Source organism: Bacillus australimaris (assembly GCF_001307105.1).
Taxonomy (GTDB): Bacteria; Bacillota; Bacilli; order Bacillales; family Bacillaceae; genus Bacillus; species Bacillus australimaris.
Window position 1 is genome coordinate 403,792 of the sequence record NZ_LGYN01000026.1, and the last position, 14,674, is coordinate 418,465.

18 protein-coding genes and 2 riboswitches are annotated in these 14,674 nt (G+C 39.2%); of the genes, 3 read left to right on the forward strand and 15 right to left on the reverse strand.

Annotated features, from left to right (window positions below):
- Nucleotides 1–36 precede the first annotated feature (36 nt).
- The 4 genes from AKG37_RS13700 to AKG37_RS13715 form a co-directional block, all read right to left on the reverse strand.
- Nucleotides 37–1,221 (reverse strand): anti-sigma factor domain-containing protein, encoded by a 1,185-nt coding sequence (locus tag AKG37_RS13700; protein WP_060699297.1) that lies wholly within the window; start codon nucleotides 1,219–1,221, stop codon nucleotides 37–39.
- Nucleotides 1,218–1,973 (reverse strand): RNA polymerase sigma factor SigI, encoded by a 756-nt coding sequence (sigI, locus tag AKG37_RS13705; protein ID WP_060699298.1) that lies wholly within the window; start codon nucleotides 1,971–1,973, stop codon nucleotides 1,218–1,220. Before sigI ends, AKG37_RS13700 begins: the two co-directional genes overlap by 4 nt.
- 215 nt (nucleotides 1,974–2,188) lie before the next feature.
- Nucleotides 2,189–2,980 carry a TerC family protein gene (locus AKG37_RS13710; RefSeq protein WP_060699299.1) on the reverse strand — a complete coding sequence of 264 codons (792 nt, stop codon included), beginning with the start codon at nucleotides 2,978–2,980 and terminating at the stop codon, nucleotides 2,189–2,191.
- Between the two features lie 31 nt (nucleotides 2,981–3,011).
- Nucleotides 3,012–3,182, reverse strand: a riboswitch (yybP-ykoY riboswitch).
- Nucleotides 3,183–3,259: 77 nt separating this feature from the next.
- Complete coding sequence (locus AKG37_RS13715; protein ID WP_060699300.1) at nucleotides 3,260–3,874, reverse strand: DedA family protein; 615 nt, start codon at nucleotides 3,872–3,874, stop codon at nucleotides 3,260–3,262.
- 246 nt (nucleotides 3,875–4,120) lie between these two features.
- Between AKG37_RS13715 and AKG37_RS13720 the strand changes: the two genes are divergently transcribed.
- Complete coding sequence (locus tag AKG37_RS13720) at nucleotides 4,121–6,541, forward strand: bifunctional diguanylate cyclase/phosphodiesterase (protein ID WP_060699301.1); 2,421 nt, start codon at nucleotides 4,121–4,123, stop codon at nucleotides 6,539–6,541.
- Between the two features lie 31 nt (nucleotides 6,542–6,572).
- On the opposite strand, the gene AKG37_RS13725 is transcribed toward AKG37_RS13720, so the two are convergent.
- The 3 genes from AKG37_RS13725 to AKG37_RS19035 form a co-directional block, all read right to left on the reverse strand.
- Nucleotides 6,573–7,037 (reverse strand): MarR family winged helix-turn-helix transcriptional regulator, encoded by a 465-nt coding sequence (locus AKG37_RS13725; protein ID WP_095408317.1) that lies wholly within the window; start codon nucleotides 7,035–7,037, stop codon nucleotides 6,573–6,575.
- Between the two features lie 355 nt (nucleotides 7,038–7,392).
- On the reverse strand, nucleotides 7,393–7,557 hold the full coding sequence (locus AKG37_RS13730; RefSeq protein ID WP_060699302.1) for a hypothetical protein: 165 nt from the start codon (nucleotides 7,555–7,557) through the stop codon (nucleotides 7,393–7,395).
- A 38-nt stretch (nucleotides 7,558–7,595) separates the two neighbouring features.
- A complete protein-coding gene (locus AKG37_RS19035) occupies nucleotides 7,596–7,751 on the reverse strand; it encodes a hypothetical protein (protein WP_162838485.1) in 156 nt (51 codons plus the stop codon).
- 192 nt (nucleotides 7,752–7,943) lie between these two features.
- On the opposite strand from AKG37_RS19035, the gene AKG37_RS13735 reads away from it, so the two are divergent.
- Entirely contained in the window at nucleotides 7,944–8,273 is a 330-nt protein-coding gene (locus tag AKG37_RS13735) for a MerR family transcriptional regulator (RefSeq protein ID WP_024424656.1), read from the forward strand.
- 94 nt (nucleotides 8,274–8,367) lie between these two features.
- On the opposite strand, the gene AKG37_RS18930 is transcribed toward AKG37_RS13735, so the two are convergent.
- From AKG37_RS18930 to AKG37_RS13745, 3 genes are all read right to left on the reverse strand, one after another.
- Complete coding sequence (locus AKG37_RS18930; RefSeq protein ID WP_160316323.1) at nucleotides 8,368–8,517, reverse strand: hypothetical protein; 150 nt, start codon at nucleotides 8,515–8,517, stop codon at nucleotides 8,368–8,370.
- Between the two features lie 62 nt (nucleotides 8,518–8,579).
- Nucleotides 8,580–8,945, reverse strand: a complete 366-nt coding sequence (locus AKG37_RS13740; RefSeq protein WP_060699303.1) for a cupin domain-containing protein — start codon at nucleotides 8,943–8,945, stop codon at nucleotides 8,580–8,582.
- Between the two features lie 115 nt (nucleotides 8,946–9,060).
- Nucleotides 9,061–9,423 (reverse strand): cupin domain-containing protein, encoded by a 363-nt coding sequence (locus AKG37_RS13745; protein WP_060699304.1) that lies wholly within the window; start codon nucleotides 9,421–9,423, stop codon nucleotides 9,061–9,063.
- Between the two features lie 157 nt (nucleotides 9,424–9,580).
- On the opposite strand from AKG37_RS13745, the gene AKG37_RS13750 reads away from it, so the two are divergent.
- Nucleotides 9,581–10,444: a LysR family transcriptional regulator gene (locus tag AKG37_RS13750; protein ID WP_060699305.1), complete on the forward strand. Its 864-nt coding sequence runs from the start codon at nucleotides 9,581–9,583 to the stop codon at nucleotides 10,442–10,444.
- Nucleotides 10,445–10,549: 105 nt separating this feature from the next.
- Here the strand turns inward: AKG37_RS13750 and AKG37_RS13755 are convergent, their stop codons facing one another.
- The 5 genes from AKG37_RS13755 to AKG37_RS13775 form a co-directional block, all read right to left on the reverse strand.
- Complete coding sequence (locus tag AKG37_RS13755) at nucleotides 10,550–10,948, reverse strand: metal ABC transporter substrate-binding protein (RefSeq protein ID WP_060699306.1); 399 nt, start codon at nucleotides 10,946–10,948, stop codon at nucleotides 10,550–10,552.
- Between the two features lie 307 nt (nucleotides 10,949–11,255).
- Nucleotides 11,256–12,614 carry a magnesium transporter gene (gene mgtE / locus AKG37_RS13760; protein ID WP_060699307.1) on the reverse strand — a complete coding sequence of 453 codons (1,359 nt, stop codon included), beginning with the start codon at nucleotides 12,612–12,614 and terminating at the stop codon, nucleotides 11,256–11,258.
- Between the two features lie 208 nt (nucleotides 12,615–12,822).
- A riboswitch (M-box (ykoK) riboswitch) is annotated at nucleotides 12,823–12,986 on the reverse strand.
- 131 nt (nucleotides 12,987–13,117) lie between these two features.
- Nucleotides 13,118–13,258, reverse strand: a complete 141-nt coding sequence (locus AKG37_RS19040) for a hypothetical protein (protein WP_162838486.1) — start codon at nucleotides 13,256–13,258, stop codon at nucleotides 13,118–13,120.
- A gap of 78 nt (nucleotides 13,259–13,336) precedes the next feature.
- Nucleotides 13,337–13,855 (reverse strand): PepSY domain-containing protein, encoded by a 519-nt coding sequence (locus AKG37_RS13770; protein ID WP_060699309.1) that lies wholly within the window; start codon nucleotides 13,853–13,855, stop codon nucleotides 13,337–13,339.
- 93 nt (nucleotides 13,856–13,948) lie between these two features.
- Nucleotides 13,949–14,638, reverse strand: coding sequence for a PepSY domain-containing protein (locus tag AKG37_RS13775; protein ID WP_060699310.1), 690 nt, complete (start codon nucleotides 14,636–14,638; stop codon nucleotides 13,949–13,951).
- Between the last annotated feature and the right edge of the window lie 36 nt (nucleotides 14,639–14,674).

Genomic DNA, 14,674 nt, shown 5'->3' on the forward strand with positions numbered 1-14,674 from the left:
CATGGTGAAATACGCCGGAGCTATTCTGGCGTTTTTTTATTGTTCATATGTGTGCTCATGCCGGTTCTCACGATAAGGAAACGGTGCACCTTTCCCTTTTTGCTCCGCATGTTCTCTTTTTCGCTTAGCTGGCGGCTGTTTCTGATCCCTGGCGTTTTTTTTTGCATGTTTTCCCGCATTACCACGTGATGAGCTGTTTGGGTTTCTTTTTTCATCAGGGTCAGTTGAGTGATTTTTTTTTTGCTCTTTATCGACAGAATGATCTTTTTCTTCCTTTATCTTTTTGTCTTTGTTTCCATCATCAGGTTTTGTTTGGTGAGGCTTTTGAATAGATCCTTGCTCTTCCCTCTCTGCTTCCTTCTGCTCTTTGTCTTCAGCTTCAGGAGCCTCTTGATCTGGCTGCACCTCTTCGCTATCGTCTGTTTTGACTTCTTTTTGTTTGTCTTGATCTGTTTGCTCTTCATCATGTTTCTTAGGATCTTCTTCTTTCACAGCATCATTTTCTGCTGCGTCTTCATCCTTTTTGATGTCTTCTTGTTCTTTGTCTTGCATTTCTTGATTTCTAATATATGTTCCTGTTGAAATGCCTGCCTTTTGAGCTTTTTCTCTCGTTTCCAGGTCACTTTCTACAGTTTCCAGCTTGTAATTACGTTTTTGATATTCGCCAGAAATGGTGTTAATTTTGCTTTTTACGTTTGTTTTATATGTATTGTCCTGCTTGTTTTCATAAACCGTTGAAATATAAATACTTCTAGAGTCGTTCACGTATCCTTTTTTGTCACAATCATCTATGATTTCCTGTACGACCTTGGTCACGTCGTTTTTATCTAAATTCTTCAAATTCGACAGTACTTGCTTCGCATCTTGATTCAGTGGAGTGACACCGATCACTTCATAATTTTGATCAAGCTTCAGCTCAAAGCTTGGGTTAATATCAATCGTCATATACGCATATGCTTTTTGACTTGAGAAAGATGGCATCATAGTAAAAATCACGACAATAATCGCTGCAATTGATAGGATTCCTGCATTTAATGGACGTAAACGAAGCAGGTCAAAAAAACCGGCTCTTTTTCTTTCGAGACGTGATTCATTTGGAAATGTCACTTCTTGGCCGATTTCATAGTTTTGCTCTTCATATTTTGTCCGCAGAAATTGTCCATCAGGGGTCAGCAACGTGACATACTTTTTGTTTTTCTCTACTATAATGCCTCTTCTCATGAATTAAGCACCCCTTTAAGGTAATCTTTCAAATACACATAATCACCCGTCATAATGATCGCCATCGCAATGATGTATTTTCTATTTCTCTCAATCGTTTTGCGGCTGACTTCCACTAGCTTTTCCAGCTGTTTGACTGGCAATTGTTTTTTCTGAAATAAAATGGTTTTGAGCTCATCGTTTTCAACGAGTGTATGGGCTACTTTAATCGCATTTTGCCTGGCATCTGCATGCTTTGGTGAATGCTCAAGCAACTCTTGAAACGTGAGTCCGTATACTTTCAATCGTTCTTTAAAATGTTCAATTTCTTCTCTTCTATGTTCTTGTTCGATCAAGCGCCTATATTCATTTGCAGACAGCTCCGCTTCAATCATGCTTTGAGAGTATTCGCCATTCTCACTTTCTTGAAGATCCATCTGAACCGTTGGCGCATTTCTCGCTTCTTTTCGAATATAGTCAATCACTTTTCTTTTAATAATTAATTCTGCGAAAGCAAGAAGTGAGTTTCCTTTTTCGGCAGAGTATTTTTCTATTGCTTCATTAAAGGCAATTAAGCCTATGCTGAATTCATCATCTTTTTCATCTATATATCGTTTACAAACGGATGAAACCGTCTTAGCGACAAATGGTTTGTATTGCTCTATTAATGCATTTTGCAGTTCGATATCACCTTGTTGAATACTGATAGCCGACTGCTCTAATGTTTGCTTTTTCTTTCCTTTTTTAAACAAAAGGCTAAGCAATGGTTTCACCTCAGTTCTCCCTATATTACTCATTTATGATAGCTAATTTATGAGGGAAGCGCAAAGGAAGAAATGAGGAATTCATTTCCTGTTACTCAATTATGACATGTATGTCATCATCTACTTTACAATGTTTCGTCTAAAAGCAAAGAAATAAGGGGGTATCTCCCCCTTATTTGTAATATACGTGTTATGAAAATGAAATGATATTTCTTTCAGAAAACCTACTCTCCTACGCGTACCTCTTGTTTCTCCTCGTTTTCTTGCTCGCCTTTTCTTGATGGACTTGATAAAAACCAGCCAAATGCTGCAATTGCAAGAAGCACCGTCCAGAAAATGACTTTCCATAAAGTTGAATGAATAAAATGAGACGATACGACACCAATGGCCGGATGTGACAGTGTATAAAGTGTAAGCTTCACTCCAACCCACCCGACAATGACAAATGCTGCTGTTTCTAGGCTCGGTCTTGTTTTGAGCAGTTTCACAAAGACAGTTGCGGCAAATCTCATAATGACAAGACCAATGATACCGCCTAATAGAATGACAATAAATTGACCACCGTCGAGTCCACCGATTTGTGGCAGACTTGTTGCCGGCAGTGTCACAGCTAAAGCGACAGCCGCTAAAATAGAATCTACTGCAAAAGCAATGTCAGCAAGCTCTACTTTCACGACGGTTGCCCAGAAGCCGCTTTGCTTTACGTTTGTTTCTGTTTCTTTTTTCTTAAATACGTGCGATTTTAAAATATGGTGAATGGAAATATAAAGAAGATAAATTGCGCCAATGGCTTGAACCTGCCACACATCCACTAAAAACGAAATAAGGAACAGAGAACCAAATCGCATGACAAACGCACCTGCAAGTCCGTAAAACAATGCCTTTTTTCTTTGCTTTTCAGGAAGGTGTTTGACCATCACGGCCATGACCAGTGCGTTATCCGCAGCTAAAATTCCTTCTAATCCAATCAGTACGAGAAGAACCCACCCGTACTCTAAAATAATGGCTGCATCCATCATCATTCCTCCTTGTTTTTATCTATTGTCCCACAACAGACAAAGGCTTATGAATGCAAAAAAGACCTTTGCCTGTAATGGCAAAGGTCTTGCTAGACATGTGATATGTAGAATCATGCCAACAAAGCCGATGGAACATCAGTCCATGTAATGACGACTTTGTTTCCGGTAAAACCGGACGCTACTCCCCTTTGGCGGGATTTAGAATATTTAGATTACTTATATCATAATCAATAGACACTGGATTGTCAACAGGTGACTTTCGTTTTGATCCAATGATTAGGCAGTTGGTGTTTCAGTTTTTCTTTTTCTTCTTTTTAGCAATAAGTAAAGAACAAACAATAACACAACACCGATCCCAATCGGTAAAAGATATGGGTCTAACATAGTGCCAACCTCTTTCCAATTCTCCCCGAGCGTAAACCCAAGATACACATACACAAACGTAATCGGTGTAATCGCCAAAAACGTATACAGGCAAAAGACCCACACATTCATCTTGGCAATACCGCATGGGATGGAGATAAGCGTTCTGACCCCTGGTATAAACCGCCCGCTGAATGCGACGAACCCGCCATGTTTTTTAAAGAAAGCATCCGATTTATCAAGCGACTCAGGTTTTATCAAAAAGTACTTCCCATATTTATTTAAAAAGGGTCTGCCGCCGTAACGTCCTAACCAGTACAAGGTCAAAGGGCCAACCACACCGCCAATGGAACCGGCCGCCACTACACCGATAAAGGCCATGTCCCCTTCTGAGACCCAGTAACCCGCAAGAGGCAAAACCACTTCAGCAGGTACAAATTCAATGCATAATGCGAGGAAGATGCCAAAGTATGACAAGTTCTTAAAGGCATCAGCTAAAGAAATAATAAAATCTTCGATGTTTATCAATCCCTTTCACACATAATCATTCGACTGATTCTATCTCTTTTAGAATCACACCATATATTAAACGAATCAAACTGAAGAAACGATTCGCTTTTCATCGTTTTTTTACATTAAATTTGATTTTACTATAAAAAATGGGTGAAAAAAACGTCGATTTTTGTATTTAAGTGATGGAAAAGTGAACACAGGAGCCATTTGATCCGATATATTAAGTATATGTTTGTTTTAAGATACAGGAGGTTTTCTCACATGACCCATTTAACAGGAAGCTACAACGGATGGCTTGTCTTTCTGTCAATCGCTGTCGCCGCTGTCGCCTCCTACGCAGCTCTTCATTTAGCCAGCCGAGTGACACAGTCAAGCGGTTCAAAGAAAAAGGTATGGCTGATCATTGGTGCAATGATCATGGGAATGGGGATATGGTCAATGCATTTTATTGACATGATGACATTTCAAATGCAAGCTGGCATCACATATGAAACACCATTACTGATTTTATCGATTTTGGCGTCTTTCATCGGGTCCTTGATTGCTTTTACAATATGCATTCAAAAGCAGCTCTCTACAAGACGGCTGTTTATTAGTTCAATTACCATGGGCTCAGCTATTTGCAGCATGCATTATCTTGGAATGGAATCCATGGCCAATGTCTCAATCAGCTATGATCCAGTCCTCTTTTTTCTTTCATTTTTCATTGCTGCAATTACCTCCTACATCTCATTGAAACTCTTCTTTCGTGTTGATCTCACTAAAGATAAACGGAAGAATTATCTTTTAAAGGCTTTTGGTTCAATGTTGTTGGGGTGTGCAATTGCGGGTATGCACTATACTGGCATGGCTGCTTCTACCATGTTTCTTCACTCTGATGGACATGCTGCTGGAGGTGGTTTTCTTGAAATGTCACCATTCAGCTTGTCTATTTTCATCGGCTTAATGACACTTATAGTCCAATCACTGATGATCTTTGGTGCCTATATCGATCACCGAATCATGACACAGTCAGATCAGCTGAAAGAAAATGAGCAGCGGTTTCAATCGCTGATCAAACATAATATTGATGGGATTATCGTATTATCTGTCGAACGAAAGGTTCTTTCTGCGAATGACACTGGTAAACAAATCTTAACATTGTGCAATTCTAAGATTGGTGATGATGTCAGCCAATACGTGATGCCGACTGAGTTGTGGGAAGAATTTATTTCCCAGTCAAAAAAGGCCATCACACGCGAAGCAGAGCTGAAAACAACAGATCGTTTTTATTATTACCATGTCACTTACATACCTGTTCATGTCAACGATTCACTAGACAGCATTTATCTTGTATTAAAAGATTTAACGCAGCAGCGGATTGCAGAAAAAGAAATTCATGTCATGGCACATTATGATGCATTAACAGAGCTTCCTAATCGCCGCCACGGGATCAACCATTTAAATGATGTTCTATCCGCTCAAGAAGAGACAAAAACATCAACGGCGGTTCTATTTCTTGATTTAAATCGTTTTAAAATTATTAATGATGCACTTGGTCATAACATAGGGGACTTACTGCTGAAAGCTGCCGCAAACAGACTGACACAATGTTTACCGGACAATGGCTTTATCGCACGACTTGGCGGTGATGAATTTTTAATGATTTTCCCTCACCTGGAGCATGATACACTTAAAATTGAACAAATTACTAGGAATATCATCCGCCAATTTGAACGTCCTTTTTTCATCCAGAACCATCAGCTCATTACATCTATCAGTATTGGCATCGCCATTTCTCCGCAAAATGGCAAAGACGGGATGGAACTCATGAGAAAGGCCGATATGGCCATGTATTTATCCAAAAAACATAAGCAAAGCCGTTATGAGTTCTTTACCGAATCTATGGAAAGATTGAGTGAAGACAGGTTAAACCGAGAGCTGGAATTAAGGGATGCCATTCAAAGAGAGCAATTTGTCCTTCATTACCAGCCGCAAGTTAGTGCCAAAACAAGAAACATGACTGGGGTTGAAGCCCTTTTAAGAATGAAGGCACCAGATGGTTCCTTAAAGTCACCTGAGGCTTTTATTGAACTAGCAGAGGAATCAGGCCTCATCATTGATATTGGCAGATGGGTCATCGATACCGCATGTAAGCAGGCCAAAGTGTGGTATGACGATGGACTAAAGATTCCTGTCGCTGTCAATTTATCTGCGAAACAATTCAATTCCGAAGACTTAATTGATTTGATTAAGCTGACACTAAAAAAATACGACCTGAAACCATCTCTTTTAGAGCTTGAAGTCACAGAAAGTATGACAATGGATAATATTAAGCAATCAAAACAGGTGTTAACGTCGCTGAAACAGCTTGGCGTTCGTATTAGTATTGATGATTTCGGTACAGGCCACAGCTCCTTAAGCTATTTGAAGGATTTACCTATTCATCGACTAAAAATCGACAAATCCTTTATTGAGGATATTTTAAGTGATTCAAAGTCTGAACAGATTACCGGGGCTATTATAGCGATGGGACACCAATTGTCTCTTGAAGTCATAGCAGAAGGTGTTGAAACGTTTGCTCAGGCCCAGCTTTTATCTGCCCAGGGCTGTGACGACCTGCAAGGATTTTATTATGCCAAGCCGCTGCCAGCAAGCGATATTGAAAAATTCATCGCCTATCCGGCGCAGATGGACACATAAAAAAGGTGCCAATCATGGCACCTTTTTCGTTTTATCTAAATAATAAATGTTGACTGTGAATACCTGCTTTTTTCAATAGACTAATCAATTGCTCTTGTTCTTCACGCGTCAGACCAGAGAATGCACGCGCAATCCGAAGAGAGTGAATCGGATAAATCTTATCAAGATAACTTCGCCCTTTATCCGTTAAATGAGCATAAACCGACCGTTTATCCTTAGGGTCCTGTTCTCTTTCAATGAAACCATTTCGTTCTAATTTGTCGATTACGTACGTCACATTCCCGCTGACAAGCAGGAGTCTTGAGCCGATTTGCTGAAGCTTTTGAGCACCTCTTGTGTACAGTAATTCAAGAACGGCAAATTCAGTTGGATTAAATCCATGCTCTTTGCTGTCTCTAATACTGTGTTCTGAAACGCTTTTAAATGCTCTTGCAAAAACCTTGTAAAGCGTCATTGAACGTTCTACTTCTTCTTCATTAAACGATAGTCTCATCACATATCTACCTCTTATAATATTTTTTTAACTTCAAGGCTGTCTTGCGGTGCAGTTGGAGCCTTTCGTAAAAAATAGAAGTACGTTTTTGAAAACCCTTTCAACCACATAAGTGACTCCATTCGTGTTATGTATAAGTTTTCGATATAAACTTTTAAAATCCTTCTTATTTTTCACAATCATCTCGAAAAAAAGCTTTTTCAGCAAACCATCATGATGCGACACACTTTAACATAATCTGTAAGGACTCTATGGTTTCTTGTACTTTATTCGCCAAATTTCTACAAAATTCAATATTGCTATAATATTAAACAAAAAAAGAACCCTTTATGTGACATCCGCACATTACAAGGGATTTTTACAGACAGCGCTCTGTTTTGTTGAAAAAGAAATGATACTCTTTTTTTAAGTCACTATTTGTCATGTTCTTGGCCGCATCAGGGCTGTAAACCCCTAATGAACAAAGCTGCTTCGTATAATAATGTCTTTCTTTAGCTAAAGCTTCTTTTAATATACGCCGCACCGATTATCTCCCCCTATCAAGTGATTTGGATCGGGTGCTTATGAAGACCTTTTATACAAATCATTTTGTACGGCTCGTAGAAGAGCATGTGCATTCTGACCTGCAGCCTGCATAAATTGCTCAAGCAATTCATCCCTCTTCACATCTAATGCGATGATTTCTTTTGCCATACGAATGATCTGTGCTCGCTCCATCTTATGCTCCTCCTCCTATTTCAATTCACCATCATTATATGATGCTGTAAGAAGCATTGCACACCTCCTGTCATCTTTCCTGCCATTATTTTTTCATTTTTCTCGTTTTTGTGTTATATTTTCTAACAAACGTTAGGTTTTTTTACTTCTCGTTCTATATAATATGAAGAAAAGACTTGCAGGGGTGAGTATATGACGCAGGAAGATGTATCTTATAAAGATAAAAAAGTCATTTCAATCGGGATTGTCAGTGAATTAACAGGACTTTCCGTCAGGCAAATCCGATATTACGAGGAACGTAAACTCATCTATCCCCAGCGCTCAACTAGAGGCACACGGAAATATTCATTTGCAGATGTTGAACGGTTAATGGACATCGCCAATAAAAGGGAAGACGGGGTGCAGACAGCTGAAATTTTAAAAGACATGAAGAAAAAAGAACAAGCGCTCAAAAGCGGACAATTTAAGAAAAAAATGCTGGAAGGTCAGATCAATGCACACTTCCGCTACAAGAATCGATAAACAAAAAAATCGCTTACTACTCTGCAAATGTATGATAAAACAGGCTTAACAATAGGCTGCCTTTCGTGTCACAGATTATGAATTAGTACATCACTTATACCCAGTGCTGTACTTTTTTGTTGATTCTGTGTAAGTGATTTTTTTCAAAAATAACGTTGCGGATCACTAAGTAGTAAATCGAGACAGCGATCGCTGCCTCGATTTCAAGTAAGGCACCCGTTAGTTGAAGAATATTATGAGTCATTTTAAATGTTTATCACCTAAGACCACCATGGCTATATTTCATCTTAAATGCGACTTAGCGTTTTAAATCCATACATCAACTTCAGCGGTTAATTCAGAAATCGTGTCACCAGTGTTTACTACACCTATAGGCTCTATTATCATTGCTTGGCATTCATTTTCAGCATAAGTCTTATGCTCTAAACCTTTTTTGATGACAAACATTTCTCCTTCTGAGAGTTTCACCTCTCCATCTCGGAATATGATGGACATTTCACCATTTATTACGAAGAATACCTCATCTGTATGTTTATGATCATGCCATACAAAGTCCCCTTGAATCTTGACTAACTTAAATTGATAGTCATTCATTTCACCAATAACCTTTGGCGACCAATGTTCATTGAACTTAGAAAATTTTTCATTCAAATTGATAGCTTGTCTACTCATATGAATCCTCCCTTTTTCGTATTCTACGTATCATATTAATATCAGAATCCATACCTCTATGAAGCAATTGAAAGCATAGTATTGTTTTAAAATTAATTCAATGATCTAGTGTTCATCAAATTCTTTGAGGAATCGGAACGGTTCGTTCGTTAACCACATTCCCCGTGTTTAGAGTCGTTTTTGGTTCGATTAATAGCAAATGAACTTCCTCTTCAGCAATTGGCTGGTGTTCAATTCCTTTAGGTATCACAAGAAACTCTCCTTCATTAAGCGCTATTTCCCTATCCCTAAAACGGATGACCAGATTCCCTTTACATACAAAAAACATTTCGTCCTCATCATCATGGTGATGCCAAATGAATTCACCCTTAATCTTTACCATTTTAATGTATGAGTCGTTCAATTCACCGATTATTCTAGGCTTCCAATAATCATTTATTTGCAGAAATTTTTCTTGGACATTCATCTTTGAGATCATTAGATTCCCTCCATTATTATCAAATAACAAGGTACGCAAAACCTTAGTTTTAACATCCCCCCTTGTATCATTCAGTTTACATACTTCAATGGATCACGTAAAATTAAAAAATAATGTATACATCATCACAATTAGTGATGCAAAAGGGAGAATTATTTTGGATATTAAATCTTTGGAGGTATTTAAAGCAGTAGCCACAGAACAAAGTATTACAAAAGCTGCTAAGAATTTAAATTATGTGCAGTCAAATGTCACTGCACGAATACAACGTCTTGAACAAGAATTAGGTGTTCCTCTTCTATATCGATATCACAAGAAGATATCCTTAACGCCTGCGGGACGTGAACTGTTGCCATATGTAAACAAATTACTCTACAATTTCGAAGAAGCGATAGAGGCAGTAAAGCTTTCCTCTACTCCGCGGGGAACTTTACACATTGGAGCGATAGAGTCAACTGCTTCTACAAGATTGCCAAAAATTTTTGCAGAATATCATAAGAATTTTCCACAAGTAGAATTGAGTATGTATATGGCACCTACTGTAGATCAAGTGAGTGCCATTCTCAACTATAAGGTGGACGGCGCATTGGTAGATGGCCCAATTCATCATCCGGATATTATTGAGTACCCTATATTAGAAGAGTCTCTAGTTCTGATTACAAGCTACTCCTCAGAGCAGTTCCAGGTAGAATCCATTTTACATGAACCATTGCTCTCGTCATTCGCGCATTGCATCTATTTGGGACGATGGCAGAAATGGCTGGAAAGCAACGGCTTTGCTCCTATGAAAATAATGGAATATGGTACTTTAGAGGGCGTTCTGAAATGCGTTGAAAACGGGCTTGGAGTCACTGTGTTACCAAAATCTATGGTTGAATCACGGGCGCAAGACAGATTTACCTGCCACCCATTACCGGAACCACATAGAATAGTGCCCACTGTGTTTATAAGGCGCCGTGATTCGTACATGACCAGTGCCCTCTCACGATTTATGGAATTATTAGGCATAACTAATTTGTGATTGGTTAGTTATTTTAGTAAAAAAGAGGATAGATAGAGCAAGATTATCTCAGCTCTTCTATCCTTGTAAATAAATAAATTTCATTATAGTTTTTAAACAATTTTTTTATTTAGAGGAAGCATCAGTTCCTTCAACGACCCCTACAAAGTCAATCAGCACGCCGCCTTTTTCTGGATCCTCTGTCACTCGGAGGGCAAGTGCCTTTTTCTCCCCAGTTTTTTCATCTTCATAATTCGCATGGAACACGTGAATGCTGGCTTCTTCCAATTGAAAATCCTCATAAGAAAGTGTGTCTATGCCCCATTCTTTTTTCAGTTTCAGAATGTCATTCGGGCTTGGGACCGCGCCTTCCACGTAGACATCTTCCATTTTTCTTTTATTTCCTTCAGTGATGGCTTCAAGCATATGCTCTGCAGCCACTAGCCTTCGGTCTTTCCCCTCGTCTTCCCTTTGACATGCACTCAGCAAAAGCATACATATCAAAATGAATAAAAACTTCTTCATATTTCTCTCCCACCTTCTCCTTAAAATGTAAAGGATGGAAGCGCTATATGCAATCTTTATTCAAAAAAGACTGTAAAACGTCATGTTTTACAGTCTTAGTATGTGGACAAAGGGCTAAAATGATGTTTATTTTAGTCCTTTGTCTACCTTTCAGCGTGATCTGAAAACCTTTGAAGTCTAGGAAGGACGAGTACCGGAGCGGAGCGAATTGAACATTCGTGAGCACCGGCACGCAAGGACTGACACCGAATGCGAAGGTTTGTCAGCGCGCTGAGACTGTAAAGCGTCATGTTTTACAGTCTTCTTGCTACATAAGTGTATGGAGGAACGCTGTTGCAATTCCAAAATAGATCAGCAGTGATAAAATATCATTCAATGTTGTAATCAGCGGCCCTGATGCAATAGCCGGATCCACGTTTAATCTGTGTAAAATAATAGGCACAACCGTACCTGCCATTGTTCCAATAATAAGGGTTGCTAGGAGTGAGGAACCGACAACAAAACCTAAAATCATATTTCCCTGCCACACCATTGCGACGACTGTAATAATGATTGAACAGACAATCCCAATATAAATACTTGTTCTCAGCTCTCTAAAAATCAGGCGGATAATGGTTTTTTTCGTTAATTCTTCTTTTGAAAGCCCTCTAATGACGACCGCAAGCGACTGTGTACCTGTATTCCCTGTCATCCCAGCAATCATCGGCATGAAAAAGGCTAAAGCGACCACTTGCTGAAGGGTATCTTCAAAATAATTTAAAATACTGCCTGAAATCAGCCCAATGAATAAAAGCAAAATGAGCCACGGGAGCCGGCGGTATGCCGCAACAAAAGCGGGCGTGTCGAACGTAATATCTTTACCAGAGGCAGCAAATTTCTCATAGTCTTCACTTGCCTCTTGAATGACAACATCAATGATATCATCGACTGTGACGATCCCGACTAGGACATTGTTCTCTTCCACAACAGGAATGGCAAGAAAATCATACCGTTCAATCAGCTTTGCGATTTCTTCCTGATCCTGAAAGGCACCAACGGCAATGACTCTTGTAAACATAAGATCCTGCACCTTTTCATCCGGCTCACCTAAAATAAGATCACGGTACGACAAAACCCCTACAAGCTGCTTTTGATCGTTAATGACATATAAATAGTTGATCGATTCGGCAATTTCAGCAAAGCTTTTCAGCTTTACAACTGCGTCCTGAACCGTGTAATGCTGAGGAATCCATACATACCGGTTGGTCATGATCCGTCCTGCTGTCTCAGCAGGATAATTCATGAGAAGCTGGACGGCCTTTGATTCCTCTGCCTCCATGTTTGATAAAAGCTGATCTTTCAGCTCATCGTCCATTTCATCAAACAAGTTGGCTAGGTCATCGTTATCCATTTTGTTTGTGACGAAGGTAGCTTTGTCTTTCCCTACTTTTTCAAGAACGATTTCTTGGTATTCCCGCTCAAGCTCACCCATCATTTCCGTCACATCATCGACTGTTAAAAAACTAAGAAAGCGGCCGCGGTGTTTTTCCGGAAGTTCTTTAAATAAGTAGGCCATATCGTATGGCTGAAGTTCTTCCATAATGTTTTTAAATTCTTTGCGTTTGCCATCTCTTAGTAAAATAATGATTCTTAAAATGAGTTCATCGTACGTAATGTTCTGTATCATCGCTGTAACCTCCCCAAAGTCAGGAGATACCCGAATCCCTTAGAATGTGCGGGGGTCAGGATCTCCTTTATCTGATGCGTCAATCTGATCTTTTGACATACTCTCTATGTGTCTCGAATCGGGATGATCCATCCCCACACCTCCTTTTCTCATAAAAAAGCACCTTCAACTGAATGAAGGCGCTTTGTAAGCATGACAAAATAAACACTTGCTCCTTCAATCGTAGAGCTTTAGCACTGTATGGCATAGGATAAATCCAGCTGCATTAAAAATCACCTTATGTCGATGATTTCTGTTGACCCATTGGCGTCTTTGGACATTTTTGGGCAGCAGCGTATCTCCATACAGGAGCCTCACCTAACGAAGTCTCATATTGTTAACACACTGAGATTACAGAAAAAGCGGAATGATGTCAATAAGCAAGATGCCCAGATTCCTAATGTATTCGCTTACTTTTTTAAAAAAGAGCGATGGACAGCTTGACCATCGCCCTTATAGACCTTTTATTCCTCTTCTGGCTGATTCATGTCCTCTTGGGAGAGGAGATGAAAGGAATCATGCAAAAACAAAGCATATCCTTCTCCATCAGGACGCGGAACATATTCCGCATAGTCCATTGTCTGCTCTTCTTCTTTTTTCTTCATAATCTCTCGCCTCCTTTCCCGTAGTTTGTCCCAATGAAAAAACCTTACACATGAAAGTGTAAGGTTTGGTGTGATGGCTTAATCATCCCATTCTTGCTTCAGGATTTTGCCTGTTTTAGCGGAAATCTCAAAATCAACTTCCTCGCCGCTTGGTGTTGTGATTTCAATTTCATAAATGTATACACCATTTTCTTTATCTAGATCAGAATCAGTGACTGTGCCTTTTACTTTTGTAAGGGCAATTTTTTCAGCCTGTTTTTTCGTGATCTTCACATTTTTTTTCTTTTCTTTCACTGGGTCATTCAGCGCTTTTCCTGTTTTCGCATCCACATATACTTTATATTCAAAGCCGCCTTTTTTAATCTCGACCTCATACACCCATTTTCCTTTTTTACGCTCAAGATCCACATCATCTACGTAGCCTTTGACTACTTTTAAGGCTGCTTTTTCAGCTTGTTTCTTTGAGACGAAAGATGATTTTTTTTGCACCACTTGTTCAGCATTTGCTGTTTGATTTGTATTTAGCGCTTGAAGTGAGAAACCACCTGCAACAAGAGTTCCCGTTAATGCTGTAGCTACTAGTATTTTTTTCATCATATTCATTTCCTCCTCTATTTGATTTCTTCTACATCTTAAAAAAACAAGATGATAAAGGAAGGAAAGAAACATGAGAAAATCATGAGAAAAGAATTAGTTTTCGTACGTAATGCCCTCAATGTCTCCTGTATAGGCGTTCACAAGTACCTCAGCCTCTCTGCCGTCAGGCAAATCCAGTTCCACCTCAAACACGAGCATCCCGCTAAATGTTTCAAGATCGGCATCATCTACTGTCCCGCCAACTTCTTTGACAGCGATTTGAATGGCTTCTTCCACCGTTATTTTTGTCGGCTTCTTTTCTTTAGAGGCAGGCTTTTTCTTTTCTGCTTCGATCACCTTAAACGTTTCTTTATCAACATCAACTTGATACAGTTCTTTTTTTGATTGAATTGTAAAGGTAAAACGATCGGCTTTTTCTTTCTTTTGAATTACAGTGCCATTCACTTTTTTCACTGCCGCTTCTTCTGCTTGAAGTTCAGCATTTTTTTCATTTGGCTTTTGATAGCTTTTTAACTGTGTGATTTCTTTCATTTGACCGCTTGCAGAAGATGCAATGATCTGATAGATACCATTTGAATTTTCCAGCGTCAATGTATAGTCTTGTTTATGATTGATTAAATCAATATGTGTAATGTTTCCATTGTAGTCTTTTGCGATCATTTTTTTGATTTCTGCTTCACTTAATATTTTTTGATCAATGGTTTGGATCATAATCATGGCAAAGGCCGCAAGAATCGCAAGGCATCCTGCGAGCGCAAGCACCATTTTCGTTTTTCTAGACAATGCAGCGCCCCCTTCCTATTTCCTATTTTATAAGGA

Bases quoted from the DNA above. Each gene is read 5' to 3' on its own strand.
- AKG37_RS13740 (WP_060699303.1), bottom strand. From the start codon at position 8,945: ATGAGTAGACAAGCTATCAATTTGAATGAAAAATTTTCTAAGTTCAAT.
- AKG37_RS13755 (WP_060699306.1), bottom strand. From the start codon at position 10,948: ATGAAGAAGTTTTTATTCATTTTGATATGTATGCTTTTGCTGAGTGCA.
- AKG37_RS13700 (WP_060699297.1), bottom strand. From the start codon at position 1,221: ATGAGAAGAGGCATTATAGTAGAGAAAAACAAAAAGTATGTCACGTTG.
- AKG37_RS19035 (WP_162838485.1), bottom strand. From the start codon at position 7,751: ATGGAGCGAGCACAGATCATTCGTATGGCAAAAGAAATCATCGCATTA.
- mgtE (WP_060699307.1), bottom strand. From the start codon at position 12,614: ATGATACAGAACATTACGTACGATGAACTCATTTTAAGAATCATTATT.
- AKG37_RS13745 (WP_060699304.1), bottom strand. From the start codon at position 9,423: ATGATCTCAAAGATGAATGTCCAAGAAAAATTTCTGCAAATAAATGAT.
- AKG37_RS13720 (WP_060699301.1), top strand. From the start codon at position 4,121: ATGACCCATTTAACAGGAAGCTACAACGGATGGCTTGTCTTTCTGTCA.
- AKG37_RS13735 (WP_024424656.1), top strand. From the start codon at position 7,944: ATGACGCAGGAAGATGTATCTTATAAAGATAAAAAAGTCATTTCAATC.
- AKG37_RS13770 (WP_060699309.1), bottom strand. From the start codon at position 13,855: ATGATGAAAAAAATACTAGTAGCTACAGCATTAACGGGAACTCTTGTT.
- AKG37_RS19040 (WP_162838486.1), bottom strand. From the start codon at position 13,258: ATGAAGAAAAAAGAAGAAGAGCAGACAATGGACTATGCGGAATATGTT.
- AKG37_RS18930 (WP_160316323.1), bottom strand. From the start codon at position 8,517: ATGACTCATAATATTCTTCAACTAACGGGTGCCTTACTTGAAATCGAG.
- AKG37_RS13710 (WP_060699299.1), bottom strand. From the start codon at position 2,980: ATGGATGCAGCCATTATTTTAGAGTACGGGTGGGTTCTTCTCGTACTG.